We start from the raw sequence: 25304 nt of genomic DNA, 5'->3' as shown, positions 1-25304 counted from the left end.
TGTCTCCGGATCAATCACGGTCAATGCGAGTCACCCCAGCCACCGTCTTCTGACCGACCTCCACGTCCACCTCGACACCCTCGGGGAGGTAGATGTCGACACGCGAACCGAAGCGGATCAGTCCGATGCGCTCGCCCTGCTCGACCTTCGTGCCCTGCGGGACGTAGGGGACGATGCGGCGGGCGACGGCGCCGGCGATCTGGATCATCTCGATGTCACCGAGCTCGGTGTCGAAGTGCCAGACGACCCGCTCGTTGTTCTCGCTCTCCTTGTTGAACGCGGGAACGAAACCGCCCGGGATGTGCTCGACCGACGTCACCGTGCCGGAGAGCGGCGCGCGGTTGACGTGGACGTTCACCGGGCTCATGAAGATGGCGACGCGGGTGCGACCGTCCTTCCACGGCATGATGCTCTGCACCACTCCGTCGGCGGGCGAGATGACCCGGCCCGGGGTGATCTCGCGCTCGGGGTCGCGGAAGAACCACAGCATGCCCGCCGCGAGCGCGGTGGCGGGTACGGCCACGGCCTTGGCGGCGCCGGACTTGCGCGCACGTACCAGGCTGAGGGCTGCGGTGGCGACGGTCGGCAGGAGCCACGGCGATGCTCCGCGCGCGAGGCGTACGCCTGCCAGGCTGTCGCGTGGTGCAGAGGTTTGGCTGTGGGGCATGGATGACCTTCGTAGCGGATGATGCCGCACTGTAACGGGGGACGGCGGCTTTCCCGGGATCGTACCGGTCGTGGGCCACAACTGGCTAAGCCAGTAAGTCGAGTCGGCGGCTGAAGAGCGTTGACGGGGTGTGATCTTCTTCTCGAAGAAAACACCCCGAAACGGACAATCAGCCCTGGAATCGATACTCTTCGAGCAGCCTGCGCCCGATGATCATTTTCTGGATTTCGGCGGTACCTTCGCCGATCAGCAGCATCGGCGCCTCGCGGTAAAGGCGTTCGATCTCGTACTCCTTGGAGAATCCGTACCCGCCGTGGATCCGGAAGGCGTCCTCCACGACCTCCTTGCAGTACTCGGAGGCGAGGTACTTCGCCATCCCTGCCTCAAGGTCGTTTCGTTCGCCGGAGTCCTTTTTGCGTGCCGCATTCACCATCATCGCATGGGCGGCCTCGACCTTGGTGGCCATCTCCGCCAGCTTGAACTGGATCGCCTGGTGCTGGGCGATCGGCTTCCCGAACGTGTGGCGCTGCTGCGCGTAGGAGACGCCCAGTTCGAAGGCACGCTGAGCGACGCCGCAGCCACGCGCCGCCACATTCACGCGGCCCACCTCGACTCCGTCCATCATTTGGTAAAAACCTCGGCCGGTCTCGCCGCCGAGCACCCGGTCGGCCGGAATGCGCAGACCGTCCATGATCAACTCGGTGGTGTCGACGCCCTTGTAGCCCATCTTGTCGATCTTCCCGGGGATGGTGAGGCCGGGCCGGACCTCACCGAAACCGGGCTCCTTCTCCACCAGGAAGGTCGTCATCGACTTGTGCGGCGCGGTGCCCTCAGGGTGCCCTTCGTCACTGCGCACCAGGACGGCCACGAGGGACGACGTACCGCCGTTCGTCAGCCACATCTTCTGGCCGTTCAGGACGTACTCGTCACCGTCCTTCACCGCCTTCGACGTGATCGCCGAGACGTCCGAACCGAGCGCCGGCTCCGACATCGAGAACGCGCCCCGGATGTCGCCCGCCGCCATGCGCGGCAGGAAGTGGTCCTTCTGCTCCTGCGTGCCGTGCTGCTTGAGCATGTACGCCACGATGAAGTGCGTGTTGACGATCCCGGAGACCGACATCCACCCGCGCGCGATCTCCTCCACGCACAGGGCGTACGTCAGCAGCGACTCGCCCAGGCCGCCGTACTCCTCCGGGATCATCAGGCCGAAGAGGCCCAACTCCTTGAGCCCGTCGACGATCTGCTGGGGGTACTCGTCGCGGTGCTCCAGCTCGGTGGCGACCGGGAGGATCTCCTTGTCCACGAAGTCGCGGACGGTGGACAGGATTTCCCGCTGGATGTCGGTGAGACCGGCGGTCTGGGCGAGTCGCGCCATGGCTACTTCTCCTGCTCCTTGAGCTGGGGGCGGCCGGGCTGCTCGCCGCCGCGCTCCTTGATGTACGTCTCGGTCGGCACCATCACCTTGCGGCGGAACACACAGACCAGCGTGCCGTCCTGCTTGTAGCCCTTGGTCTCGACGTAGACGATCCCGCGGTCGTTCTTCGAGCGGGACGGCGTCTTGTCGAGGACCGTCGTCTCGCCGTAGATCGTGTCCCCGTGGAAGGTCGGCGCCACGTGCTTCAGCGACTCGATCTCCAGGTTGGCGATCGCCTTGCCCGACACGTCCGGCACCGACATGCCCAGCAGCAACGAGTAGATGTAGTTGCCGACCACCACGTTCTTGCCGAAGTCCGTCGTGTTCTCGGCGTAGTTGACGTCCATGTGGAGCGGGTGGTGGTTCATCGTCAGGAGGCAGAAGAGGTGGTCGTCGTACTCCGTGACCGTCTTCCCGGGCCAGTGCTTGTAGACCGCGCCGACCTCGAACTCCTCGTAGGTGCGTCCGAACTGCATGGTCACGCCTCCGGAATCTCGAACTCGGTGGTGCGCTTCATGCCCGCCGCGCGGCCCTTGCCGGAGATGACCAGCGCCATCTTGCGGCTGGCCTCGTCGATCATCTCGTCGCCGAGCATCGCCGAGCCCTTCTTGCCGCCGGCCTCGGACGTGTAGTAGTCGTACGCGTCGAGGATCAACTCGGCGTGGTCGAAGTCCTCCTGGGACGGCGAGAAGATCTCGTTGGACGCCTCGACCTGGCCCGGGTGCAGCACCCACTTGCCGTCGAAGCCGAGCGCGGCGGCCCGCTGGGCGACCGCGCGGTAGCCGTCGATGTTGCGGATCTGGAGGTAAGGACCGTCGATCGCCTGGAGGTTGTTGGCGCGGGCGGCCATCAGGATCTTCATCAGGATGTAGTGGTAGGCGTCCGCCGGGTAGCCGGGCGGCTGCTCACCCACCACAAGCGACTTCATGTTGATCGACGCCATGAAGTCGGCCGGTCCGAAGATGATCGTCTCGACGCGCTGGGACGCGGTCGCGATCTCGTTGACGTTGTTGAGTCCCTGCGCGTTCTCGATCTGCGCCTCGATGCCGATCTTGCCGACCTCGAAGCCCATCGTCTTCTCGATCTGCGTCAGCAACAGGTCGAGGGCGACGACCTGCTGGGCGGTCTGCACCTTCGGCAGCATGATGCAGTCGAGGTTCTGGCCCGCGCCCTCGACGACCGTGACGACATCGCGGTACGTCCACTCGGTCGTCCAGTCGTTGACGCGCACGACCCGCGTCTTGCCCGTCCAGTCGCCCTCGTTGAGGAACTTGACGATGGTGTGCCGCGCGTCGGGCTTGGCCAGCGGAGCGCACGCGTCCTCCAGGTCCAGGAAGACCTGGTCGGCCGGGAGGCCCTGCGCCTTCTCCAGGAAGCGCGGGTTGCTTCCGGGGACCGCGAGACAGGAGCGTCGCGGACGGAGCCGGTTCACGGGGGCGGGCGTGGTCATGCGGGGACCTCCAGGGGGTCGAGCTTGTTCGCCTTCCGGATCTCGTCGACGATGCGGCCGATGATTCCGGTGATGTCGAAGTCCTTCGGGGTGAAGACCGCGGCGACCCCGGCAGCCCTGAGCTGCTCGGCGTCGCCATTGGGGATGATCCCACCGGCGATGACAGGTATGTCTGTGGCACCGGCCACACGGAGCCGTTCGAGCACGTCCGGCACCAGCTGGGCGTGCGAGCCGGACAGGATGGACAGGCCGACCGCGTGCACGTCCTCGGCGAGGGCCGCGTCCACGATCTGCTCCGGGGTGAGCCGGATGCCTTGGTACACCACCTCGAAGCCGGCGTCACGCGCGCGGACGGCGATCTGCTCGGCGCCGTTGGAGTGCCCGTCCAGGCCCGGCTTGCCGACCAGGAACCGCAGCTTGCCGACACCCATCTCGCGTGCCGTCACGTCCACCTTGCGGCGGACCCCGGCCATCGCCGAGCCCTCCTCGGCGGGCACCGCGACCGGCGCCGACGAGACGCCCGTGGGCGCCCGGAACTCGCCGAACACCTCGCGCAGGGCCCCGGCCCACTCGCCGGTCGTGACACCGGCGCGGGCGCACTCCAGGGTGGCCTCCATGAGGTTGTCGGTGCCCTTGGCGGCCTCCTTCAGCCGCTCCAGCGCCTTGCACGGGCGCGGGTGGTTGAACGGCGGCTGGTAGCGCGTGTCCCGCCAGTGCTGCAAGGACGCGATGACCCGGGCCTCGACGGCGGGGTCGACCGTCTGGATCGCTTGATCGAGGTCGGCGGTGAGTGGATTCGGCTCGGTCGTGTTGAAGATGTTGACTCCGACGATCTTCTCTTGACCGGACTCGATACGACCCCTGCGCTCCGCGTGCGAGGACACGAGCTGCGACTTCAGATAGCCCGACTCGACGGCGGCCATCGCGCCGCCCATCTCCTCGATGCGGTCGATCTCCGCGAGGGACTCCTCGACCAGCGAGGCCACCTTCGCCTCGATGACGTGCGAGCCGTCGAAGATGTCCGCGTACTCCAGCAGGTCGCTCTCGTGCGCCAGCACCTGCTGGATGCGCAGCGACCACTGCTGGTCCCAGGGCCGGGGGAGCCCCAACGCCTCGTTCCACGCCGGGAGTTGGACGGCACGCGCGCGGGCGTCCTTCGACAGCGTCACGGCCAGCATCTCCAGGACGATCCGCTGGACGTTGTTCTCCGGCTGCGCCTCGGTCAGACCGAGCGAGTTGACCTGGACGCCGTAGCGGAACCGGCGCTGCTTCGGGTCCTCGATGCCGTAGCGCTCGCGCGTGATCTCGTCCCAGATGCGGCCGAAGGCGCGCATCTTGCACATCTCCTCGATGAAGCGGACGCCCGCGTTCACGAAGAAGGAGATACGGGCGACGACATCGCCCCTGCGGTCCTCGGGGATCTGCCCGGACGCGAACACCGCGTCCAGGACGGCGATCGCCGTGGACATCGCGTACGCGATCTCCTGGACCGGGGTGGCTCCCGCCTCCTGGAGGTGGTAGCTGCAGATGTTGATCGGGTTCCACTTGGGGATGTGGTTGACCGTGTAGCAGATCATGTCGGTCGTCAGCCGGAGCGAGGGGACCGGCGGGAACACGTGCGTGCCCCGCGACAGGTACTCCTTGACGATGTCGTTCTGGGTCGTCCCCTGGAGCCGGGTGATGTCGACGCCCTGCTCCTCGGCGACGACCTGATAGAGCGCCAGCAGCCACATGGCGGTGGCGTTGATCGTCATCGAGGTGTTCATCTGGTCCAGGGGGATGTCCTGGAACAGCCGGCGCATGTCACCGAGGTGTGCGATCGGCACGCCGACCCGGCCGACCTCGCCGCGGGCGAGGATGTGGTCGGAGTCGTAGCCGGTCTGCGTCGGCAGGTCGAACGCGACCGACAGGCCGGTCTGGCCCTTGGCGAGGTTGCGCCGGTACAACTCGTTGGACGCCTCTGCCGTGGAGTGACCGGCGTACGTGCGCATCAGCCACGGCCGGTCTTTCTGGCGCTCAGTCATCTACGTGACCTCAGATGTTCCGGAAGCGGTTGATGGCGTCGATGTGCTGGGCGCGCTTCTCCTCGTCGCGCACACCGAGACCCTCCTCGGGGGCGAGGCACAGGACGCCGACCTTGCCCTGGTGGAGGTTGCGGTGGACGTCGTAGGCGGCCTGGCCGGTCTCCTCCAGGGAGTACACCTTGGAGAGCGTCGGGTGGATCTTGCCCTTGGCGACCAGCCGGTTGGCCTCCCAGGCCTCGCGGTAGTTGGCGAAGTGCGAGCCGATGATGCGCTTCAGGGACATCCACAGATAGCGGTTGTCGTACTCGTGGTTGAACCCGGAGGTCGAGGCGCAGGTGACGATCGTGCCGCCCTTGCGGGTGACGTAGACGCTTGCGCCGAAGGTCTCGCGACCTGGGTGCTCGAAGACGATGTCCACGTCCTCGCCGCCGGTGAGCTCACGGATGCGCTTGCCGAACCGCTTCCACTCGCGCGGGTCCTGGTTGTGCTCGTCCTTCCAGAACCGGTAGTCCTCGGCGTTGCGGTCGATGATCGCCTCGGCGCCCATCGACCGGCAGATGTCCGCCTTCTGGGGCGAGGACACGACGCAGATCGGGTTGGCGCCGCCCGCGAGCGCGAACTGCGTTGCGTACGAGCCGAGTCCGCCGCTCGCGCCCCAGATCAGGACGTTGTCGCCCTGCTTCATGCCGGCGCCGTTGCGGGAGACCAGCTGCCGGTAGGCGGTGGAGTTCACCAGCCCGGGGGCGGCGGCCTCCTCCCACGACAGGTGGTCCGGCTTGGGCATCAGCTGGTTGGACTTGACGAGCGCGATCTCGGCGAGCCCGCCGAAGTTGGTCTCGAAGCCCCAGATCCGCTGCTCGGGGTCGAGCATCGTGTCGTTGTGGCCGTCGCTCGACTCCAGCTCGACGGACAGGCAGTGCGCGACGACCTCGTCACCGGGCTTCCAGGCGTTGACGCCGGGGCCGGTGCGCAGGACGACGCCCGCGAGGTCGGAGCCGATGATGTGGTACGGCAGGTCGTGCCGCTTGGTCAGCTCGCTGAGCTTGCCGTAGCGCTCCAGGAAGCCGAAGGTCGACAGCGGCTCGAAGATCGAGGTCCACACGGAGTTGTAGTTGACACTCGATGCCATGACGGCCACCAGGGCTTCGCCCGGGCCGAGTTCGGGCACCGGGACGTCGTCCAGGTGGATCGACTTGCGGGGGTCCTTGTCGCGGGTGCTGAGGCCCGCGAACATGTCCGTCTCGTCCTTGTGCACGGTGATCGCGCGGTACGACTCGGGGAGCGGCAGGGCGGCGAAGTCGGCCGGAGTCGAGTCCGGCGACTGGATCGCGGCGAGGATGTCCTTCACGGTCACGGTGTTGCCTCCGGCGAAGTGCGCCCTGAGGGAGGGGCGCAGATGGTTACGTCGGTGCTGCTGCTGAGGGTGGGTGGAGAGGTGCCGTCGGTTCGGCGGGTGGTGCTTCGGCAGCGCTTTGTGGCGCGGGAGGGTGCCTGTGACGCAGGCGTCCGGGCGCGCAGCCCAGTGGTGGGTTGCGGGGACAGCCGGCGTACGGGAGATCTCTGTACGCCGGCCGCCCGGACACCTTCAACGTATGACACTGCGTGTCACCCCGCAAGGCACCGAGTGCCATGAATCGCTCTCAGGTGAAATCTTTACGTAACAAATGAGCGATGATCGATCGAACGGGGCCTGAAAGGTGCGTGAAAAGGGGCTCTGGCATGCCAAAACGGCCACCCCGGAGGGTGGCCGTCATCACATGGTGCGGAAGGGGTCAGCGGTCCCTGAGTGCCTCTTCGATGGTCCGCATGACCTCGTCCAGCGGCGCGTCGGTGCGGGCGACCGTCACCAGGACCTCGCCCTGCTGGTGCACCATCGCCGTGGCCGGCTTGGGGGTCGTGGTGCGGCCGGCGCCGATGCCGCTGCCGAACGTCTTCCGTACGATCCCGAAGGCGTGGTCGAGCTGTGCCTCGACGTCGCCCTGGCCGCCGGCCCGCAGCCAGCGCCGCAGCACGTGGTTGTGGGCGGTCACCACGGCCGAGGCGGCGACCTCGGCGAGCAGCGGGTCGTCGTTGGCGTCGTCGTCGTGCGCGTGCTCGTCGAAGTGGCCCAGCAGATAGCGCGTGAACAGCCGCTCGTAGCGGGCCACCGACGCGATCTCCGCCTCGCGCAGGGTGGGCACCTCGCGCGTCAGCTTGTAGCGGGCGACCGAGATCTCCGGCTGCGCCGCGTACATCCGCATGACTTCCTTGATGCCCCGGCACACCGTGTCGAGCGGGTGCTCGTGCGCGGGGGCCGCGTTGAGCACCGCCTCGGCCCGGATCAAGGTGTCGTCGTGGTCCGGGAAGATCGCCTCTTCCTTGGAGCGGAAGTGGCGGAAGAACGTCCGGCGCGCGACCCCGGCCGCGGCGGCGATCTCGTCGACGGTGGTCGCCTCGTACCCCTTCGTCGCGAACAGCTCCATCGCCGCCGCCGCCAGTTCGCGCCGCATCTTGAGGCGCTGGGCGGCGGCGCGACTCCCCGCGGCACTCTCCGGTGCGTCGGGCGCGGCTGCGGTACGTGAGGGCTTGGCGGGCTGGGGCATGACCCGAACGTACTGCATGTGCGCAGCCTGCCGCGCACGTCGGGGGTTTCCCCCGCCCACCACGGGCAGGGGTCCTCCGGTGGGGTCGAGCAGCCCGCCCCACTCTCCTTCGGCTGCGGACCCGTCGCCGTAACGCTCAGCGGCGGGCATATTCGCGGAAGCCGCGGCCCGTCTTGCGGCCGAGGCAGCCCGCGGCCACCAGGTGCTCCAGGAGCGGCGCGGGAGCGAGGCCCGGGTCGCGGAACTCGCGGTGCAGGACCTTCTCGATCGCAAGGGAGACGTCGAGCCCGACGACGTCCAGCAGCTCGAAGGGGCCCATCGGGTAACCGCCGCCCAGCTTCATCGCGGCATCAATGTCGTCAAGAGACGCATAGTGCTCCTGCACCATCTTGATCGCGTTGTTGAGGTACGGGAAAAGCAGTGCATTGACGATGAATCCTGCTCGGTCGCCACAGTCGACCGCATGCTTCTTGATCTTGACGCAGACCTCGTGAACCGTTGAGTGGACGTTCGCGTCCGTCAACACCGTACGGACGACCTCGACCAGCTTCATCGCCGGTGCGGGGTTGAAGAAGTGCATGCCGATCACGTCCTGCGGGCGCGAGGTGGCGCGGGCGCACGCGACGACCGGCAGCGACGAGGTCGTGGTGGCCAGGACCGCGCCCGGCTTGCAGACCTTGTCCAGCGTCGCGAACAGCTGCTGCTTGACCTCCAGGTCCTCGGCGACCGCCTCGACGGCCAGGTCGACGTCCGCGAACGCGTCGTAGGAGCCCGCCGGAGTGATCCGCTCCAGGGTCCCGGCGGCGGCCTCGGCGGTCATCCGCCCCCGGTCGACGGAGCGCGAGAGCGACTTGCCGATACGGGACTTGGCGAACTGCGCCTTCTCCTCGCTGCGGGCGGCGAGGACCACGTCGTAGCCGGCCTTGGCGAAGACCTCGGCGATACCGGACGCCATGGTCCCGGAACCCGCGACCCCGACCGAGCGGACCGTACGACCCGGTGCGGGCCGCGCGCCCTCCGGCGGGGTGAGCGCGTCGCGCACGACGGTCGCGCTGCCGGGCGCCTCGTAGGAGTAGAAGCCGCGGCCCGTCTTGCGGCCGGTCAGGCCCGCCTCGCTGAGCTGCTTGAGGATCGGCGCGGGGGCGTGCAGACGGTCGTGGGACTCGGCGTACATGGCCTCCAGGACCGTGCGCGCGGTGTCGATGCCGATCAGGTCGAGCAGTGCGAGGGGGCCCATGGGCAGTCCGCAGCCGAGTCGCATCGCCGCGTCGATGTCCTCGCGGGAGGCGTACTTCGCCTCGTACATCGCGGCCGCCTGGTTCAGATAGCCGAACAGCAGGCCGTCCGCGACGAAGCCTGGGCGGTCGCCGACCGCGACGGGCTCCTTGCCCAGCTCGATCGCCAGCTCGGTGACGGCGGCGACGGCGGTGGGCGCGGTCAGCACCGAGGAGACCACCTCGACCAGCTTCATCGCGGGCGCCGGGTTGAAGAAGTGCAGCCCGAGCACCCGCTCCGGCCGGGCCGAGTCGGCGGCGAGCCGGGTGACGGACAGGGCGTTCGTGCCGGTCGCGAGAATCGTCCCGGGGCGCACGATCCCGTCCAGCTCACGGAAGATCTGGTGCTTGATCTCGTACGACTCCGGGGCCACCTCGATGACCAGGTCGGCGTCGGCCGCCGCGCCCAGGTCGGTGGAGGTGCGGACCCGGGCCAGGGCGTCGGTGCGCTCCTGCTCGGTCAGCCGGCCGCGCCGCACGGCGTGGGCGGTCGCGGTCTCCAGGGCGGCGACGGCGTGCGCGGTCGCGGCCTCGCTGACGTCGATGCCGACGACCTCGCGGCCGGCCCGGGCGAGGACCTCGGTGATACCGGTGCCCATCGTGCCGAGACCGACGACGGCAATGGTCTTGAACGGGGACAGGGGAGCGTCGGACAGGGGAGCTGCCATCGCGGGACTCCTGGAATGAGGGTGACGACTGGGAGCGCGCGCCGTACGCCGAGGGGCGCACGGGGCGCGAGAAGGAGTGCGGGTGGTGCCGGGCAACGAGCGCACACGCCCGGCGAGTTGAGAGTTCCGACCGGCCCTGTCCCAAGCCGTGTCGTACTGCGGCACACGAGGTACCGAACCGACTGCACTCGCGATGGCTGCGTCACCAGGCCACCGCGAGGAGATACGCGAGTGGGTAACTCGCTCACCTGAGCTTAACCGGTGGGTAACGAGCGCGCCAGCCCCCGGAGTTTGTGATGTAGGTCCCGTCTGTCCCGCGACCCCCATAGGCTCGGTTTCATGGACGAAGAGTTGCGATCACTCACGGAGCGCTTACGGCAGGAATCGGGAGGAGCGGCGCCGTACGAGCGACTCGTGTCGACCGACGACCTCGACGAACTGGCGGAGGTGCTCACGGCCGTCGGACAGCCGCTCTGGGCCCGGGAGTTGGCCGCGTTCCGGCTCGGCCTGGCGGGCGACCGGCGGGCCTTCGAGTCCCTCGTCCTGTTCCTCAACCACCGCGACCCATCGCGCTGCGCGTCCGCCGCGTACGCCCTGGCCCGCCTCGACGACCCCCGCACCGCCCGCGCGGCAGCCGCCCTCGCCACCAACGAACTCCGCGTCGCCTACGCCCTCCACCCCGTCCGGCTCCTGGCCGACCTGCGCGCCCCCGAGTCCGTCCCCGCCCTCATCACCACCCTGGAGCGCCGCCTGCGCCCCCACGACCCGTACCGCCGCGTGGCCCTCGCCTGCGTACAGGGCCTCGGCGAACTGGGCGACCCCCGCGCCAGACCCGTCCTGACCGAGGCCCTCGCCCACCCGACACTGGCGGAGGCGGCGGTGCACGCGCTGGGGCGGATCCCGCGGCAGCGGTGAGCCCCACGCGTCACGACCTCAGTCCGTCAGCTCCCTGACGTACCGCATCTCCGGCACCAGCACCCCGTCCACCTCGTACGGCTCCTCCGCCCCGTCCGCCCGGAAGCCCGCCCGCTCGTAGAAGCGGCGGGCGCGGGCGTTGCCCCGGACCACCCAGAGGTACACGCGGTCGTGACCGAGGGCGGCGCACCGCCGTAGCGCCTCCTGCATCAGGGCCCGGCCGGTGCCGGTGTTCAGGTGGTGCGGGTCGAGGTAGATGGCGTACAACTCTGCCTCCCCGGTGCGGACTTCGCCGTCCCGGTAGGGGCCGAGCGCGGCCCAGCCGATGATCTCCCCGCCCCGCTGGGCGACCAGGTTCACCACGCTGTCGTCGCCCCGCGCGAGCCGGGCCCGGCGGCGCTCGGCGTCGTCCTTCGCGCTGAGGGCGTCCAGGAAGGACTGCGGCATGAGGCCCCGGTACGCGAACTGCCAGCCGAGGACGCGGATTTCGGAGACGCGGTCGCAGTCGGCGAGGACCATGGGGCGGATCTGGAGGCGCTCGGCATCGTCCATGGCGGGCACCTTATGGACTCTGCTGCCGGGCCGCCCCCGATTATTCGCCCATTCGCCTATTCGCCGATGACCGCGAACGCCTCGATCTCCATCAGGAACTCCGGTCGCACCAGCGCGGCGACCTGCACGGCCGAGGCGGCGGGGAGCCGGTCGTCGGGTATGTGGGCGGCGCGGGCCGCTCGGATCGCCGGCATGTGGGCCATGTCCGTGACGAAGTAGGTCAGTTTGACCACGTCGTCGAAGCCGGCGCCCGCTGCGGCGAGGCAGCGGCGGAGGTTCTCGAAGACCTGGCGGGCCTGGGCCGCCGCGTCGCCCTCGCCCACGAGCTTGCCGTCCTCGTCCAGGGCGAGCTGGCCGGAGATCGCGACGAAGCGGCCGGTGCCCATGACGACGTGCGTGTAGGCCGCGGCCGCTGCGACGCCGTCGGGGGCGGGAATCCTCGTCAGTTCACTCATGCGTCCATGGTGGACCATGGGTCTGACAACGAGGATTCCCGCCCCCGAGAGGCCGTCGGGGTGTGCTCAGCCGCGGAAGCCCAGCAACCCGTGCAGCGTCGAACCGTGTGCCGTGCTCGTCGCCGACTTCGCCGTGGTCAGCGGTTTCGGGTCGGGCGTCTTCTGGCACACCGCGTCGACCTCGCCGCCGCTGCGCGGCACCGTGCCGTCGGTCAGGTACGTCGCCAGGTACTTGTCCAGGCAGGCGTTCCCGCTCAGCGTGATGCCGTGGTTCCCGCCGCCCTGCTCGACCACGAAGCTGGAGTCGGCCAGCAGCTGGTGGACCGTCGCGCCGCCCTCGTAGGGGGTCGCCGCGTCGTTCGTCGCCTGGAAGAGCAGCGTGGGCGGCAGCTTGCCGTTGGCGATGTTGACCGGCTGCTCGGACTTGGTCGGCCAGAACGCGCACGGCGCGTTGTACCAGGCGTTGTTCCAGGCCATCAGGGGCGCCTTCTCGTAGACCGCCCAGTTGTCCTTGCGCCACTGGTTCCAGTCGCGCGGCCAGGACGCGTCACGGCACTGCACCGAGGTGTAGACGCTGTACCCGTTGTCCCCGGAGGCGTCGATCGCGGCGAAGTTGTCGTAGGCCTCGACCAGGGGATCGGCGTTCTTGTCGTTCACGTACGCGGCGAACGCCTCGGCGAGATAGGGCCAGTAGCCGTTGTAGTAGCCGCCCGGGATGAAGGTGTCCTCCAGTTCGGAGGCCCCCACCTTGCCACCCGCCGGCTTCTTGGCCAGCGCCTTCCGCATCGCGTACCACTTGGCCTCGATCCTGGCCGGGTCGGTGCCGAGCTTGTACGTGGAGTTGTACTTCGCGATCCACGCCATGAGCGCCTGCTGGCGGTCGTTGAAGGCGTAGTCCTGCCCGATGTTGTCGTCGTACCAGACGCCCGTGGGGTCGACGATCGAGTCCAGGACCAGGCGGCGCACGCGCTCCGGGAAGAGCTTGGCGTACACGGCGCCGAGGTAGGTGCCGTACGAGTAGCCGAAGTAGTTGATCTTCTTCGCGCCGAGCGCGGCCCGGATCGAGTCCATGTCCCGCACGGCACTGACCGTGTTGATGTACGGCAGCACGCTCGCGTACTTCTTGCCGCAGGCGGCGGCGAAGGACTTCACGCGCGTGAGGTTGGCCTTCTCCAGCGCCGGGGTGCTCGGCACCGAGTCGGGGCGCACCGGGTCGAAGTAACCGGGCTTGCAGTCCAGGGCCGGGGTGCTCTTGCCGACGCCGCGCGGGTCGAAGCCGATGACGTCGTACTGGGAGGCCACCGCCTTGGGCAGCGAGGAGGCCACGAAGCCCGCGAGGGTCAGTCCGCTGCCGCCGGGGCCGCCGGGGTTGACCAGCAGCGGGCCCTGGTACGTCTTCGCGGTGTGCGGGACCCGGGAGAGGGCGAGTGTGATCTGCGTGCCGTGCGGGTTCGCGTGGTCCAGCGGCACCTTGACGCTCGCGCACTGGAGCGTCGGGTAGTTGGTGGTGGCGCAGCTCTTCCAGCCGAGCTTCGCCGTCCGGACGGTGGCCGCGGAATGCGTGGTGCTCGCGTCGGCGGGGAGAGCGGTGACCGTCCCGGCCACGACGACGGCGGCACCGCACAGTACGGCTGCGCTTTTTCTCATGAGTCCTCCCAGGACGGAGAGGCGGCCGACCGCGGTTCTCGCGGCCGGTCCTCGCCGCATAGTCCCGAAAAGCCGGGGCGGAAGAACCTGTTCAGCCGATACTTGACCCAATTGGGCCGCCGGATGCGCTCGAACGCCCTCAGATGAACGAGAGCTGCGTCGGTTCGCCCACCGGCTCGCCGGCCTGCTCCACCGGCTCGGGAATCCGGCGCGGCATCCCCGCGCGCGCGGGACCGATGCCGTACTCCTGCGCCAGGTCGTGCACCTGACGGGTGATCCGGCGCTGGTACCACTTCGGGGCGTACGCGCCCTCCGCGTACAGCCGCTCGTAACGGCGCACCAGATGCGGGTGGTGCTGCCCGAGCCAGGCCATGAACCACTCCCGGGCACCGGGCCGCAGATGCAGCACCAGGGGAGTCACCGAGGTGGCCCCGGAGGCGGCTATCGCCCTCACGGTGGCGCGCAGTTGGGCCGGGTGGTCGCTCAGGAAGGGGATCACCGGGGCCATCAGGACGCCGACGTCGATGCCGTGCTCGGTCAGCGTCCTTACGGCGTCCAGGCGCCGCTCCGGGGAGGGCGTGCCGGGCTCCACCGTGCGCCACAGCGCGGGGTCGGTGAAGCCGACCGAGACCGAGATGCCGACGTCGGTGACCTCGGAGGCCTGCACCAGGAGGTCCAGGTCGCGCAGGATCAGGGTGCCCTTCGTCAGGATCGAGAAGGGGTTCGCGTGGTCGCGCAGGGCGCTCAGGATGCCCGGCATCAGCCGGTAGCGGCCCTCCGCGCGCTGGTAGCAGTCGACGTTCGTGCCCATCGCGATGTGCTCGCCGAGCCAGCGCCGGGAGCCGAGCTGGCGGCGCAGCAGGTCCGGCGCGTTCACCTTGACCACGATCTGCGAGTCGAAGCCGAGGCCGGTGTCGAGGTCCAGATAGCTGTGCGACTTGCGGGCGAAGCAGTACACGCACGCGTGCGAGCAGCCCCGGTACGGGTTGACCGTCCACTCGAAGGGCATGCGGGACGCCCCGGGCACCCGGTTGATGATCGAGCGGGCCCGCACCTCGTGGAAGGTGATTCCGCGGAACTCGGGCGTGTCGAAGGTACGGGTGGTCACCGCGTCCGCGCCGAACAGCGCTACGTCGGCCGTCCGGCTGTGGCCGTCGGACTCCAGGGTGAGGTTCTCCCAGCGCATGACGCCTCCTAGGTAGGCCTGCCCCCCGAGTGAAACACTTGTTCGAATTACTGTGCAAGTGTCATTCCCTACCGCTTCCGACGCCCTGGGGCACCCCGATTTGGGCGAGCGAGTGCGGGGGTGGTTGGCTTGCCCCGACCCCGAGAACGCAAGTCCTGGAGGAACGAAATGGCGCAGGTCGAGGCCACCACCGAGCGGGTCGTCGCAGCCGACGCGGAGAAGGTGTTCGACGCCCTCGCCGACTACACCGGCACGCGCGCGAACCTGCTGCCCGAGCAGTTCAGCGAGTACGAGGTGCGCGAGGGAGGCGACGGCGAGGGCACCCTCGTCCACTGGAAGCTCCAGGCCACCAGCAAGCGCGTCCGCGACTGCCTCCTGGAGGTCAGCGAGCCGACCGACGGCGAACTGGTCGAGAAGGACCGCAACTCCACCATGGTCACCACCTGGCGGGTCACCCCGGCCGGCGAGGGCAAGTCCCGCGTCGTCGTGACCAGCACCTGGAACGGCGCCACCGGCATCGGCGGCTTCTTCGAGCGCACCTTCGCCCCCAAGGGCCTCGGCCGCATCTACGACCTGGTCCTCGACAAGCTCGCCACCGAGGTCGAGAAGTAGCCCCCAAGGGCCAAGCGCCCAGGGCGCGTTGACGTCCTGAGTGCCTCCCTCACCGGTTCGAGTGGATCTCCGTTCGAGCCGGGCGTACGCCGTAACTCGTCACGCTTGCTCACAGTTGTCGCCTAAAGCGGGAATTGTGCGGCAGGCGCGACGAGGGGAGCGGTACGTGGGCGGGACGACTCTGGTGCAGGACGAACGGCCCTCGACGCCACCGGAGACCCCGGTCCCCGCACCCGTCGAGAGGGCCGAACTCAGCCCGCGCCGCGTGCGGTTGGTCTTCCTCGGCCTGATGCTCGCGCTGCTCCTCGCGGCGCTCGACCAGATGATCGTCGCCACCGCGCTCCCGAAGATCGTCGGCGAACTGCACGGCCTGGAGAAGATGTCCTGGGCGATCACCGCCTACCTCCTCACCTCCACGGTCGGACTGCCGGTCTACGGCAAACTCGGCGACCTCCTCGGCCGCAAGAGCGTGTTCCAGTTCGCGATCGCGGTCTTCGTGATCGGCTCCGCCCTCGCGGGCCGCGCCCAGTCCATGGACCAACTCATCGCGTTCCGCGCGGTGCAGGGCATCGGCGCCGGCGGACTCATGATCGGCGTGCAGGCGATCATCGCGGACATCGTGCCGCCCCGGCAGCGCGGCCGCTTCATGGGCCTGATCGGCGCCACCTTCGGACTGGCCTCCGTGGCGGGCCCGTTGCTCGGCGGCTACTTCACGGACCACCTCTCCTGGCGGTGGTGCTTCTACGTCAACGTGCCCTTCGGCGTGGTCACGTTCGCCGTCGTGACCGTCGTACTGAAACTGCCGAAGCCGACGGCGAAGGCGCGCCTCGACCTGCTCGGCGCACTGCTGCTCGCCGCCGCCTCGACGTGCCTTGTCCTGCTGACCAGTTGGGGCGGCACCGAGTACGCCTGGGGATCACGCGTCATCCTCGGTCTCGGCGCGGGAGCGGTGGCCGCCGCGGTCCTCTTCCTGGTCGCCGAGCGGTTCGCGCCCGAACCCCTCATCCCGCTAAGGCTGTTCAGGGACGCCGTCTTCAACGTCACCGCCCTGGTGGGCCTGGTGATCGGGGTCGCGCTCTTCGGGGCCGCCAGCTATCTGCCGACCTTCCTCCAGATGGTGGACGGGGCGAGCGCCACCGAGTCCGGACTGCTGATGCTGCCCATGATGGGCGGCATCGTCGGCGCGTCCATCGTCTCCGGCCAGCTCATCAGCCACACCGGCCGGTACAAGATCTACCCGATCCTCGGGAGTGCCCTCTCCGTCCTCGGTATGTGGCTGCTGTCCCGGCTCGAAGTCGACACCTCCCGGCTTCAGTACAGCCTCTGGATGGCCGTCCTCGGCGCCGGCATCGGCCTGGTGATGCCCGTCCTCGTCCTCGCCGTGCAGAACTCCGTACGGCCCGCCGACCTCGGCACCGCCACCAGCGCCAACAACTACTTCCGGCAGATCGGCGGCAGCGTCGGCGCCGCCGTCTTCGGCACCCTCTTCGCCGACCGGCTCACCGACGCCCTGCGCGACCGCCTCCCCACGCGCGCGGGGGCGGGCCTCCCCGACCCCGAGTCCATCACCCCGCAGCTCGTCCACGCGCTGCCCCCGACGCTGCGCGACAGCTACATCCGGGCCTACGCCGACGCCATGCCCCGGATCTTCCTCTACCTCGTCCCGGTGCTCGCCCTCGGCCTGCTCATCGCCTTCTTCCTCAAGGAGAAACCACTGGTGTCCCACAACGCCCCCGCCGAGACGTCGGAGACCGCACCCCTCAACTCCCCGATCCCGCAGGCCCGTTCGGCGTACACCCCCGGAATCCCCGTCTGTGGAACGGTCCAGCACCCGGACGGGACCGTCGTGCCCCGGGCCGCCCTCACCCTCATCGACGTCTCCGGGCAGCAGATCGGACGCGGCGCCAGCGGCGCGGACGGGCGGTACGCGCTGTCGACGCCCGGCTCCGGGTCGTACGTCCTGATCGCGGCGGCCGGCGGGCACCAGCCGCAGGCGGTGTCCGTGACCGTGGGGGAGCGGCCCGTCGAGCTCGACGTCGTCCTCGGCGGTGCCGGACGCCTCGCCGGGAGTGTGCTGACCGCGGACGGCACCCCGGTGCGGGAGGCCGCCGTGACGCTCACCAACGTGCACGGCGAGGTCGTCGCCAGTACCCGCAGCGGGCGCGAAGGCGGCTATGTGATCAGCGAGTTGGTGGCCGGGGAGTACACCCTCGCGGCCAGCGCGCCGGCGTTCCGGCCGGCCGCGCTCCCCGTCAGCGTGCAGGCGTCCCGCGAGACCCGGCAGGACGTCGAACTCGCCGGCGGCGCCGTGCTGCGCGGCACCGTCAGGGCGAGCGGCGGGCGGCCCGTCGAGGACGCGCGCGTGACGCTCCTGGACGCGGCCGGCAACGTCGTCGACACGCTCACCACCGGCCCCGACGGCACCTTCCGGTTCGTCGACCTGTCCTCCGGCGAGTACACGGTGATCGCCGCCGGGTATCCGCCCGTGGCCACCGTTCTCCAAGTGGCGGGCGGGGGACGCACCGAACGCGATCTGCAACTCGGCCACGAGGACTGATCACCGGCCCCACGGGGCGCACAGGCGCACGCCGGTGCGGATTGGATGGAACCAATTCCAGGAATGCCGCACATGGCAACCGGCCGCCCCCGTAGCGTGGTGGGAGGCGGCACAGATCTTGCGGAGCCGTGGGGAGAGAGGGCCTGGGCCATGGACCGTGGCACCGAGCGGGAGGCACCTCCCGGCCGCGGAGCCGGGGACGACGTGGTGAGCGAGCACACCGCGGCGGGCCGTATCCCGCTGGCTGTGATCCTGATCGACCGCGACGGACTCGTCTCGCACTGGAGCCGGGGCGCCCGCCGGCTCTTCGGCACCACCAAGGAGGAGGCGATCGGCCAGACGGCCGTCGACCTGCTCCCCGTCTCCGGCGCCCTGCCCGACGAGGAGGAGACCGGTCCCTACGGCGCGTCCGCGTCCTACGACGGACTCGGCCCCGACCTGGAGTCCTCGCTCGACGGTCAGCTGTCGTACCCCTCCGCCGGACGCGCCCGCCTCACCGTGCCCGAGCGTGGCGACCGCGTGGACGTCCTGTGGTGGGCGTACCCGCTGGTCGGCCCCGGGCGCGAGCGGCTGCTCGTGCTCGCCGCCGACGCGGACGGACTGCGCCAGGACCTCCCCGAGGCGGACGGCGCCTTCGAGCGCATAGCACCCGCCTTCGCCCACCACACCGACTTCCCCGGCGCCGACGAACTCGCCCGCAGGCTCCCCGAGATCCTGCCCAGCATGAGCGTCGACGAAAGCGCCCGCATCGTCGCCCAGGTCCTCGAACTGGGCTACCCCGTCCTGGAGTTCAGCCAGAACGAGCGGGTGCCCGTGACCCCCGACTGGGGCGTCGCCCGCCGTGCCGAGCGCAAGGCGCGCCGCGAGCGGGTCGCCCTCGCGGTCGCCGAGGGCCTGCCCGTGCCCGAGGAGGTCGTGGACGAGCGTGAGGACCTCGAATACGTCGCCGTACGCGAGCGGCTGGAGTTCCTGAACGAGGTCAGCGGCCGCATCGGCACCTCGCTCGACCTCGCCACCACCATCGTCGAAGTCAGCCGGGCCGTCGTCCCCCGCTTCACGGATGTCGCGGGCACCTATCTGCGCGAACAGGTCGTCGCCGGCGAGGGGTTCCCCGACGGTGTGCCGGACACCACCACCATGTGGCACCGGGTTGCCCTGGAGCACACCGACGAACCCGGCCGCTGGGACGACGTCGTTCCGGTCGGCGAGGCCATGCCGTTCCCGGCGCACACCCCGTTCTTCCAGTGCATGACCACCGGCGAACCCGTCCTCGTGCCGCGCATCAGCGAGCAGATGGGGCACATGATCGCCTCGCAGTTCGAGAAGCGCGACATCCGGCCGCTGATCACCGGCCGCTCGATGCTGGTCGTCCCGCTCAAGGCGCGCAATGTCGTCCTCGGCTTCATGATCCTGCTGCGTCACCCGGAGCGCGTCGAGTTCAACGACATGGACCGCGTCACCGGCGCCGAACTCGCCGCCCGCGCGGGCCTCGTGCTCGACAACGCGCGCATGTACACCTACCAGGAGTCCGTCGCCGAGACCCTCCAGGACAGCATGCTGCCGCACATCCCGGCACGCATGGCGGGCTGCGACATCGCCACCCGCTATCTGCCCGGCACACTGCTGGGGCGGGTCGGCGGCGACTGGTTCGACTCGGTGAAACTGCCCGGCGCCCGTACCGCCCTCGTCGTCGGCGACGTCATGGGCCACGGCCTCAACTCGGCAGCGATGATGGGCCAGTTGCGCACCGCCGTGCAGACCATGGCCGCCATGGACCTCCCGCCCGCCCAACTCCTGCGCAACCTCGACGACCTGGCGCAGCGCCTCGGCGACACCTACCTCGCGACCTGCCTGTACGTCGTCTACGACCCGATCGCGGGCGAACTCCACATCGGCAACGCGGGCCACATCCCGCCGGTGATCGTGCGGGCCCGGGACGGCCGCAGCGAGCTCCTGGACCTGCCCACGGGCGCGCCCATCGGCGTCGGCGGGGTGCCCTTCGAGGCGGTCCGCGTACGCGTGGAGCCCGGCGACCGGCTGGTGATGTGCACCGACGGTCTGGTCGAGGTGCGCGGCGAGGACATCGGCGTAGGACTCGCGACGCTGAGCGAGTCGGCCGCGCATCCGGCCGCGTCCATGGACGACGCCTGCGACACGATCATCCGCTCCCTCAACACGCGCGGCGGCCGCAAGGACGACGTGGCCCTCCTGATGGCCCGTCTGAACGGCATCGAGCCGGACGACGTCGCCGAATGGCGGCTCGCCCTCGACCCGGCCGAGGTCGGCCGGGCCCGCGCGGTGGTCCGCGAACAGCTCCATGAGTGGGGCCTCGCCAAACTGGCCGACACCGCCGCCCTGTTGGCCGACGAACTGGTCACCAACGCCGTACGGCACTCCCACGGCCGCCGGATCGAACTGCGCCTGGTGCGCGGCGACACCCTGCTGTGCGAGGTGGACGACGACGATCCCACCCTGCCGACCCTGCTCAGCGCCGGCCCCGGCGACGAGTTCGGGCGCGGACTGCATGTGGTCGGCACACTCGCCCGCGAGTGGGGCGCCAGCCGTACCACCGCCGGCAAGACCGTCTGGTTCGAACTCACCCTGCCCCGCCGCTGAAGCCCCTCCTCGCCGCTGAAGCGCGGGTGACCGTGGGGGCGCGCGGGGCGCACATCGGCGTACACGTGTCGAATGAGCGGTGAAGGAATGCGCCGCCTGCTTGTGAGCGGGACCCCGGCGCGATAAACCGTACTGGCCCGTCACTTACGGCGGAACGGCCTTGCATCCTGGGGAGTTGGGCATGAGCGTGACCAGTCGGTACCGGGAGGCCTGGGAGGGTTTCTGGCGCGAGGCGCCCGAGGAACAGGGAGCCGTCTTCTGGGACGCGTCGCCCACCCAGACGGTGGGACTCCATCTCGCCCTGTTCGAACCGAAGTTGCGGGACCCGGGCCTGCAGATGATCGACCTCGGCTGCGGCAACGGCACGCAGACCCGGTTCCTCGCCGACCGCTTCAACCACGTCGTGGGCGTCGACCTGTCCGCGGCTGCCATCGACCACGCCCGGCACGCGGACCCGGCGGGGCAGGCGACCTACCGGCTGCTGGACGCCACCGACAAGACCGAGGTCGAGACGCTGCACGCCGAACTCGGCGACGCCAACGTCTACATGCGGGGCGTGCTGCACCAGGTCGACCCCGACGACCGGCAGCCGCTGGTGGAGGGGATCGCCACGCTCGTCGGGGAGCGCGGCCATGTCTTCCTCGTCGAACTCGCCGAGTCCGCCCGTCCGGTCATCGGAAGCCTGGCCCAGGATCCGGAGGGACCGCCCGCGAAGCTCGCCCCGATCCTCCGCCACGGCATCGCCCCCGGCGAGGTGGCCGACGACGAGGTGCCCGAACTCCTCCGCGCGGCCGGCCTCACCATCCTCGCGAGCGGTGAACTCCCCCTGATCACCACCGAGTTCAGGCCAGACGGCGCCCGCATCGAGCTGCCGTCGAAGTGGCACATCGCGGGCCGCGCGACCACCTGAGGCGACAGGGGGAGGCGGGGCGGCTCACCGCCTCCCCCTGCCCGTCCTAACCGAACTGGTGCTTGAGGAACGACCCGGACCACGCCATCAGGTCCGCGGGCACGTAGTACCCCTTCTCGTCGTTGATCGCGTCCCAGTTCTTGGCGACGTCCTCGACGGAGGCATCGCCCCCCTCGTGCGCGTACCCCTCCGTCGAGGCCAGGAAGAGCCGCGCGAAGCGGCCCGCGCCGGCCGTGTAGATCTCCCCGCTCACCGGGACGCTCTCGTGCGCGAGGTAGGCCACCATCGGTGCCACGGCCGACGACGGCATGTACGGCATGCCCTCGGCCGTCTCGGCGGGTTCCTCCTCGGGGCCGCCACCCATCCGGGTCATCGCGGCCGGCGCGATCAGGTTGACCTTGATGTTGTGCGGCTCGCCGGCCAGCTTCGCGCTGCGGGCCATGCCGACCGTGCCCGCCTTCGCGGCGGCGTAGGACAGGTTGTTGTCCATGCCGAACATGCCGCTGGAGGTGGTCAGCACGACCCGGCCGTAGGACTGCTCCACGAAGTGCGGCCAGGCGGCCCGCATCGTGTTGAAGGAACCGAGCAGGTGGACGGCCAAGTGCCGTTCCAGGTTGTCGAGTTCGATGTCCGGCAGGCCCGCGTAGCGGATGATCCCGGCGTTGTTGACGAGGACGTCGATCCGGCCGAAGTTCTCGATCGCGGTGCCGATGATCGCTTCACCGCCCGCGGTCGTCGACACGTCGTGGGTGTCGGCCACGGCCTCGCCACCGGCGGCGACGATCCCGTCGACGACCTTCTGCGCGGGTCCGGCGTCCGAGCCCTCGCCCTCCATCGACCCGCCCAGGTCGTTGACGACGACCTTCGCCCCGCGCTCCGCCAGCAGACGGGCGTAGGCGCGGCCGAGGCCACGGCCCGCGCCGGTGACGACGGCGACGCGTCCTTCGAAGCCGAACTCGCTCATGGGTGACTCCAGTTGTGTGCGGGTGGAAGCGGCTCCGCTACCAGGTGACCGGCAGCTCTTGAATTCCGTAGGCCAGCGCGTCGTCCCGGCGGAACTGCAACTCGCTGAAGTCCACCGCGAGTTGCAACGACGGGATGCGCCGGTAGAGGGTGCCGTAGACGACCTGGAGCTCGATACGGGCGAGCTGCTGGCCGAGGCACTGGTGGATGCCCCAGGCGAAGGCGTGGTGGTGCCGGGCCTCGCGGCTGATGTCGAACTTCTCCGGCTCGGGGAAGGCGGCCGGGTCCCAGTTGCCGGCCGGCAGCGGGGCGATGATGCCCTCGCCGGCCTTGATGGTGACGCCCTCGATCTCGATGTCCTCGGCGGCGATCCGCCGCTGCCCGAGCGCCGGGATCGTGGTGTAGCGCAGGATCTCCTCGACCGCGTTCGCGACGACCTTCGGGTCCTCCGTCTCCTGGAGCACCTTCAGCTGATCGGGGTTCTGGAGCAGCAGGGCGGTGCCCATGGTGATCATGCTGGCGCTGGTCTCGTGGCCGGCGATCAGCAGGATCATGCAGAGCAACGTGGCGTCGGGGAGGGTGAGTTCGCCCGCCTTGATCCGCGCGCCGAAGTCCGAGATGACGTCCTCGGCCGGCTCCTCCATCTTGGCGTGGATCATCTTGGCGAGGTAGCCGCCCAGCTTCTCGTTGGCGGTGCGGTCCTCCTCGGCGGTCTTGTCGCTCCTGGTCGCGAAGGAGGCCCACTCCTGGAAGAACTCGTGGTCCTCGTACGGCACGCCGAGCAGCGCGCAGATCATCATCGAGGGCAGCGGCAGCGACAGCTCGGTCACCAGGTTCGCCGGCTTCGGGCCCGCCAGCATCTTGTCGATCAGCTCGTCGGTGAAGCGCTGGATCTCCGGCCGCAGCTTCTCCATGCGGTTGCGGGTGAACGGTGCCGTCATCATGCGGCGGATGCGGGTGTGGTCGGCGCCGTCGGCGTTGAAGATGGTCAGCGGGTGGTGCTGGACGTTCTCCGCCATGGCCTCGTTCGGCAGCGGGAACCCGGCCTGTTTGTCGTTCGAACTCACCCGCGGATCGGACAGGATCACGCGCTGCGCCGCGTGCCCCGTCACCAGCCACGGGGTGGAGCCGTCCCAGATCCGGCCCCGGGACACGGGCCCCTTCTCGTTCAGGGCGCGCAGCCCGGCCGGCGGGGCGAACGGACAGGTCCGGTCGCGTGCGCCCGGGTAGTCGAAGATCTCCGCGTCCGGCGCGGCGAGATCCGTCTCGGTCTCGGACATGGTCATTCCTCCAGGTGGGGGTGGGGGGAAGGCGAGAGGGAAGCTGGGGGAAGCTCGGTCATTCCTCGATGCGGATCGCCAGCGCGGGACACACGGCCGCCGCGTTGCGCACCTCGTCGGCCAGCTCGGGGCCGGGGTTCTCGTTGAGCAGGACGACGATGCCGTCCTCGTCACGCTGGTCGAACACGTCCATGGACGCGGCGACGCACTGCCCGGCGGCGACGCATTTGTCCTCGTCGACGACAACCTTCATGGGACTCTCCTGATCGTTCAGTGGGCCGGGGAGGAGACGGGGGTGGGGGAGGGGACCGAGTCGACGATCTCCTGACGGCGCTGCCTGGCCTGCTTGGGCATGTTCCAGCCGAGGATCCCGGTGACCCGGCCGCCGCTGCGGTAGCGGGCGACGAACCGGCGGGCCGCCAACTCGCCGTCCACGACGTCAACTTCGGCATCGGCCGGCAGGAAGCCGTGCACCTGGAGCTTGGCGTCGAACTGGTCGGTCCAGAAGTACGGCACCGGTTCGTAGGGCCGGTCCTCCCCGAGGATCGCGCCGGCGACCGCCATGGCCTGCTCGGTGGCGTTGGTCCGGTTCTCCAGCCGGATCAGCCGGCCGAGTCCTTCGTGGTGCCAGCGGGCCACGTCACCGACGGCGTAGATCCCGGGCGCGGCCTGGCAACGTGCGTCGCACACCACGCCGTTGTCGAGTTTCAGTCCGCTGTCGGCCAGCCACTCCGTCGCCGGGCTCGCCCCGATCGCGACGACGACCACATCGGCGGGCAGCACCTCGCCGGTGCTCAACTCGACGCCGGAGACGCGGCCTTGGGCGCTGGTGAACCCCGAGACACCGTTCCCGAGCCGGAGCCGTACGCCCCGCTCGGTGTGCAGTTCCGCCAGCAGCCCCGACACCAGCGGGCCCACCTGAAGGGCCAGCGGTCCGGCGAGCGGCCCGGCGAGGGTGACGTCCAGGCCCAACGTCCGTGCCGTGGCGGCGATTTCGGAGCCGAGGACCCCTTCGCCCACGACCACGAGTCGTGACCCGGCGAGCAGATCCGCGCGCAGGGCGAGCGCGTCGTCGAGGGTGCGCAGCACATGCACACCCGTCAACTCGCCCTGTCCGGGCAGCACTCGGGGCCGCACTCCGGTCGCGATCACGATCGCGTCGGCGCTCAGCTCCCGCCCGGACTCGGTGCGCACGGTCCGGGTCGAGGTGTCGAGACCGACCGCCGGATCGCCGTACACGAACTCGGTGTCCAGGCCGGTCAGCATCTCCTCGGTGCGCAGCGAGGCCCGGTCGGGCTCCCAGGCACCGGAGAGGATCTGCTTGGACAGCGGCGGACGGTCGTACGGGGCGTGCGGCTCGGCGCCGAGCACCGTGATCCGGCCGGTGTACCCCTTGCGGCGGAGGGCCTCCACCGTGGTCAGCCCGGACGCGGAGGCGCCCACCACCAGCACGTGGGCCACGGCCCCGGTGTCGTCCTCGATGCTCATGTTCTGCTCCGTTGCAGCGTTGTCGCGATGTACTTTGCGGGTGC

General features: G+C 69.7%; 21 protein-coding genes. 5 read left to right on the top strand and 16 right to left on the bottom strand.

The window, feature by feature from the left end; all coding sequences use genetic code 11:
- Positions 1-10: 10 nt before the first annotated feature.
- The 8 genes from ACQHII_RS09720 to ACQHII_RS09685 form a co-directional block, all read right to left on the bottom strand.
- Complete coding sequence (locus ACQHII_RS09720) at positions 11-667, bottom strand: phosphatidylserine decarboxylase (RefSeq protein ID WP_427918901.1); 657 nt, start codon at positions 665-667, stop codon at positions 11-13.
- A 169-nt stretch (positions 668-836) separates the two neighbouring features.
- Positions 837-2042, bottom strand: coding sequence for an acyl-CoA dehydrogenase family protein (locus tag ACQHII_RS09715; RefSeq protein WP_427918900.1), 1206 nt, complete (start codon positions 2040-2042; stop codon positions 837-839).
- Positions 2043-2044: 2 nt separating this feature from the next.
- On the bottom strand, positions 2045-2557 hold the full coding sequence (locus tag ACQHII_RS09710; RefSeq protein WP_319200831.1) for a MaoC family dehydratase: 513 nt from the start codon (positions 2555-2557) through the stop codon (positions 2045-2047).
- 2 nt (positions 2558-2559) lie between these two features.
- Positions 2560-3531: an HpcH/HpaI aldolase/citrate lyase family protein gene (locus ACQHII_RS09705; protein WP_427918899.1), complete on the bottom strand. Its 972-nt coding sequence runs from the start codon at positions 3529-3531 to the stop codon at positions 2560-2562.
- Positions 3528-5555: a protein meaA gene (locus ACQHII_RS09700; RefSeq protein WP_427918898.1), complete on the bottom strand. Its 2028-nt coding sequence runs from the start codon at positions 5553-5555 to the stop codon at positions 3528-3530. The genes ACQHII_RS09705 and ACQHII_RS09700 overlap by 4 nt, the downstream gene beginning before the upstream one ends.
- Positions 5556-5565: 10 nt before the next feature.
- Complete coding sequence (gene ccrA, locus ACQHII_RS09695; RefSeq protein WP_427925268.1) at positions 5566-6903, bottom strand: crotonyl-CoA carboxylase/reductase; 1338 nt, start codon at positions 6901-6903, stop codon at positions 5566-5568.
- 424 nt (positions 6904-7327) lie between these two features.
- The gene (locus ACQHII_RS09690; protein ID WP_200711542.1) at positions 7328-8137 is read right to left on the bottom strand and encodes a TetR family transcriptional regulator; all 810 of its coding nucleotides are present in this window, start codon (positions 8135-8137) and stop codon (positions 7328-7330) included.
- Between the two features lie 136 nt (positions 8138-8273).
- Positions 8274-10079 (bottom strand): 3-hydroxyacyl-CoA dehydrogenase family protein, encoded by a 1806-nt coding sequence (locus tag ACQHII_RS09685; RefSeq protein WP_427918897.1) that lies wholly within the window; start codon positions 10077-10079, stop codon positions 8274-8276.
- 339 nt (positions 10080-10418) lie between these two features.
- On the opposite strand from ACQHII_RS09685, the gene ACQHII_RS09680 reads away from it, so the two are divergent.
- Positions 10419-10994 carry an adenylosuccinate lyase gene (locus ACQHII_RS09680; protein WP_427918896.1) on the top strand — a complete coding sequence of 192 codons (576 nt, stop codon included), beginning with the start codon at positions 10419-10421 and terminating at the stop codon, positions 10992-10994.
- Between the two features lie 18 nt (positions 10995-11012).
- Here ACQHII_RS09680 and ACQHII_RS09675 read toward each other — a convergent pair whose 3' ends face one another.
- From ACQHII_RS09675 to ACQHII_RS09660, 4 genes are all read right to left on the bottom strand, one after another.
- Complete coding sequence (locus tag ACQHII_RS09675; protein ID WP_427918895.1) at positions 11013-11546, bottom strand: N-acetyltransferase family protein; 534 nt, start codon at positions 11544-11546, stop codon at positions 11013-11015.
- 56 nt (positions 11547-11602) lie between these two features.
- Positions 11603-12001 carry a RidA family protein gene (locus ACQHII_RS09670; protein ID WP_427918894.1) on the bottom strand — a complete coding sequence of 133 codons (399 nt, stop codon included), beginning with the start codon at positions 11999-12001 and terminating at the stop codon, positions 11603-11605.
- A gap of 66 nt (positions 12002-12067) precedes the next feature.
- Positions 12068-13648: an alpha/beta hydrolase gene (locus ACQHII_RS09665; RefSeq protein WP_427918893.1), complete on the bottom strand. Its 1581-nt coding sequence runs from the start codon at positions 13646-13648 to the stop codon at positions 12068-12070.
- Positions 13649-13787: 139 nt separating this feature from the next.
- Complete coding sequence (locus ACQHII_RS09660) at positions 13788-14834, bottom strand: Rv2578c family radical SAM protein (RefSeq protein WP_427918892.1); 1047 nt, start codon at positions 14832-14834, stop codon at positions 13788-13790.
- 168 nt (positions 14835-15002) lie between these two features.
- Between ACQHII_RS09660 and ACQHII_RS09655 the strand changes: the two genes are divergently transcribed.
- From ACQHII_RS09655 to ACQHII_RS09640, 4 genes are all read left to right on the top strand, one after another.
- Positions 15003-15446, top strand: a complete 444-nt coding sequence (locus ACQHII_RS09655) for an SRPBCC family protein (protein ID WP_200711535.1) — start codon at positions 15003-15005, stop codon at positions 15444-15446.
- Positions 15447-15612: 166 nt separating this feature from the next.
- Complete coding sequence (locus ACQHII_RS09650) at positions 15613-18003, top strand: MFS transporter (protein WP_427918891.1); 2391 nt, start codon at positions 15613-15615, stop codon at positions 18001-18003.
- A gap of 150 nt (positions 18004-18153) precedes the next feature.
- Complete coding sequence (locus ACQHII_RS09645; RefSeq protein WP_427918890.1) at positions 18154-20619, top strand: SpoIIE family protein phosphatase; 2466 nt, start codon at positions 18154-18156, stop codon at positions 20617-20619.
- A gap of 181 nt (positions 20620-20800) precedes the next feature.
- Positions 20801-21529 (top strand): class I SAM-dependent methyltransferase, encoded by a 729-nt coding sequence (locus ACQHII_RS09640; protein WP_427918889.1) that lies wholly within the window; start codon positions 20801-20803, stop codon positions 21527-21529.
- Between the two features lie 46 nt (positions 21530-21575).
- On the opposite strand, the gene ACQHII_RS09635 is transcribed toward ACQHII_RS09640, so the two are convergent.
- The 4 genes from ACQHII_RS09635 to ACQHII_RS09620 are packed head-to-tail and all read right to left on the bottom strand — an operon-like array spanning position 21576 to position 25260.
- A complete protein-coding gene (locus tag ACQHII_RS09635) occupies positions 21576-22493 on the bottom strand; it encodes an SDR family NAD(P)-dependent oxidoreductase (protein ID WP_427918888.1) in 918 nt (305 codons plus the stop codon).
- Between the two features lie 37 nt (positions 22494-22530).
- Positions 22531-23772 (bottom strand): cytochrome P450, encoded by a 1242-nt coding sequence (locus tag ACQHII_RS09630; RefSeq protein ID WP_427918887.1) that lies wholly within the window; start codon positions 23770-23772, stop codon positions 22531-22533.
- 58 nt (positions 23773-23830) lie between these two features.
- Complete coding sequence (locus ACQHII_RS09625; protein WP_427918886.1) at positions 23831-24025, bottom strand: ferredoxin; 195 nt, start codon at positions 24023-24025, stop codon at positions 23831-23833.
- A 17-nt stretch (positions 24026-24042) separates the two neighbouring features.
- A complete protein-coding gene (locus ACQHII_RS09620; RefSeq protein ID WP_427918885.1) occupies positions 24043-25260 on the bottom strand; it encodes an NAD(P)/FAD-dependent oxidoreductase in 1218 nt (405 codons plus the stop codon).
- Between the last annotated feature and the right edge of the window lie 44 nt (positions 25261-25304).

The organism is Streptomyces sp. cg40 (assembly GCF_050320165.1).
In the GTDB taxonomy this organism is placed as follows: Bacteria; Actinomycetota; Actinomycetes; order Streptomycetales; family Streptomycetaceae; genus Streptomyces; species Streptomyces hokutonensis.
This window is presented reverse-complemented; position numbering and strand designations above follow the sequence as displayed.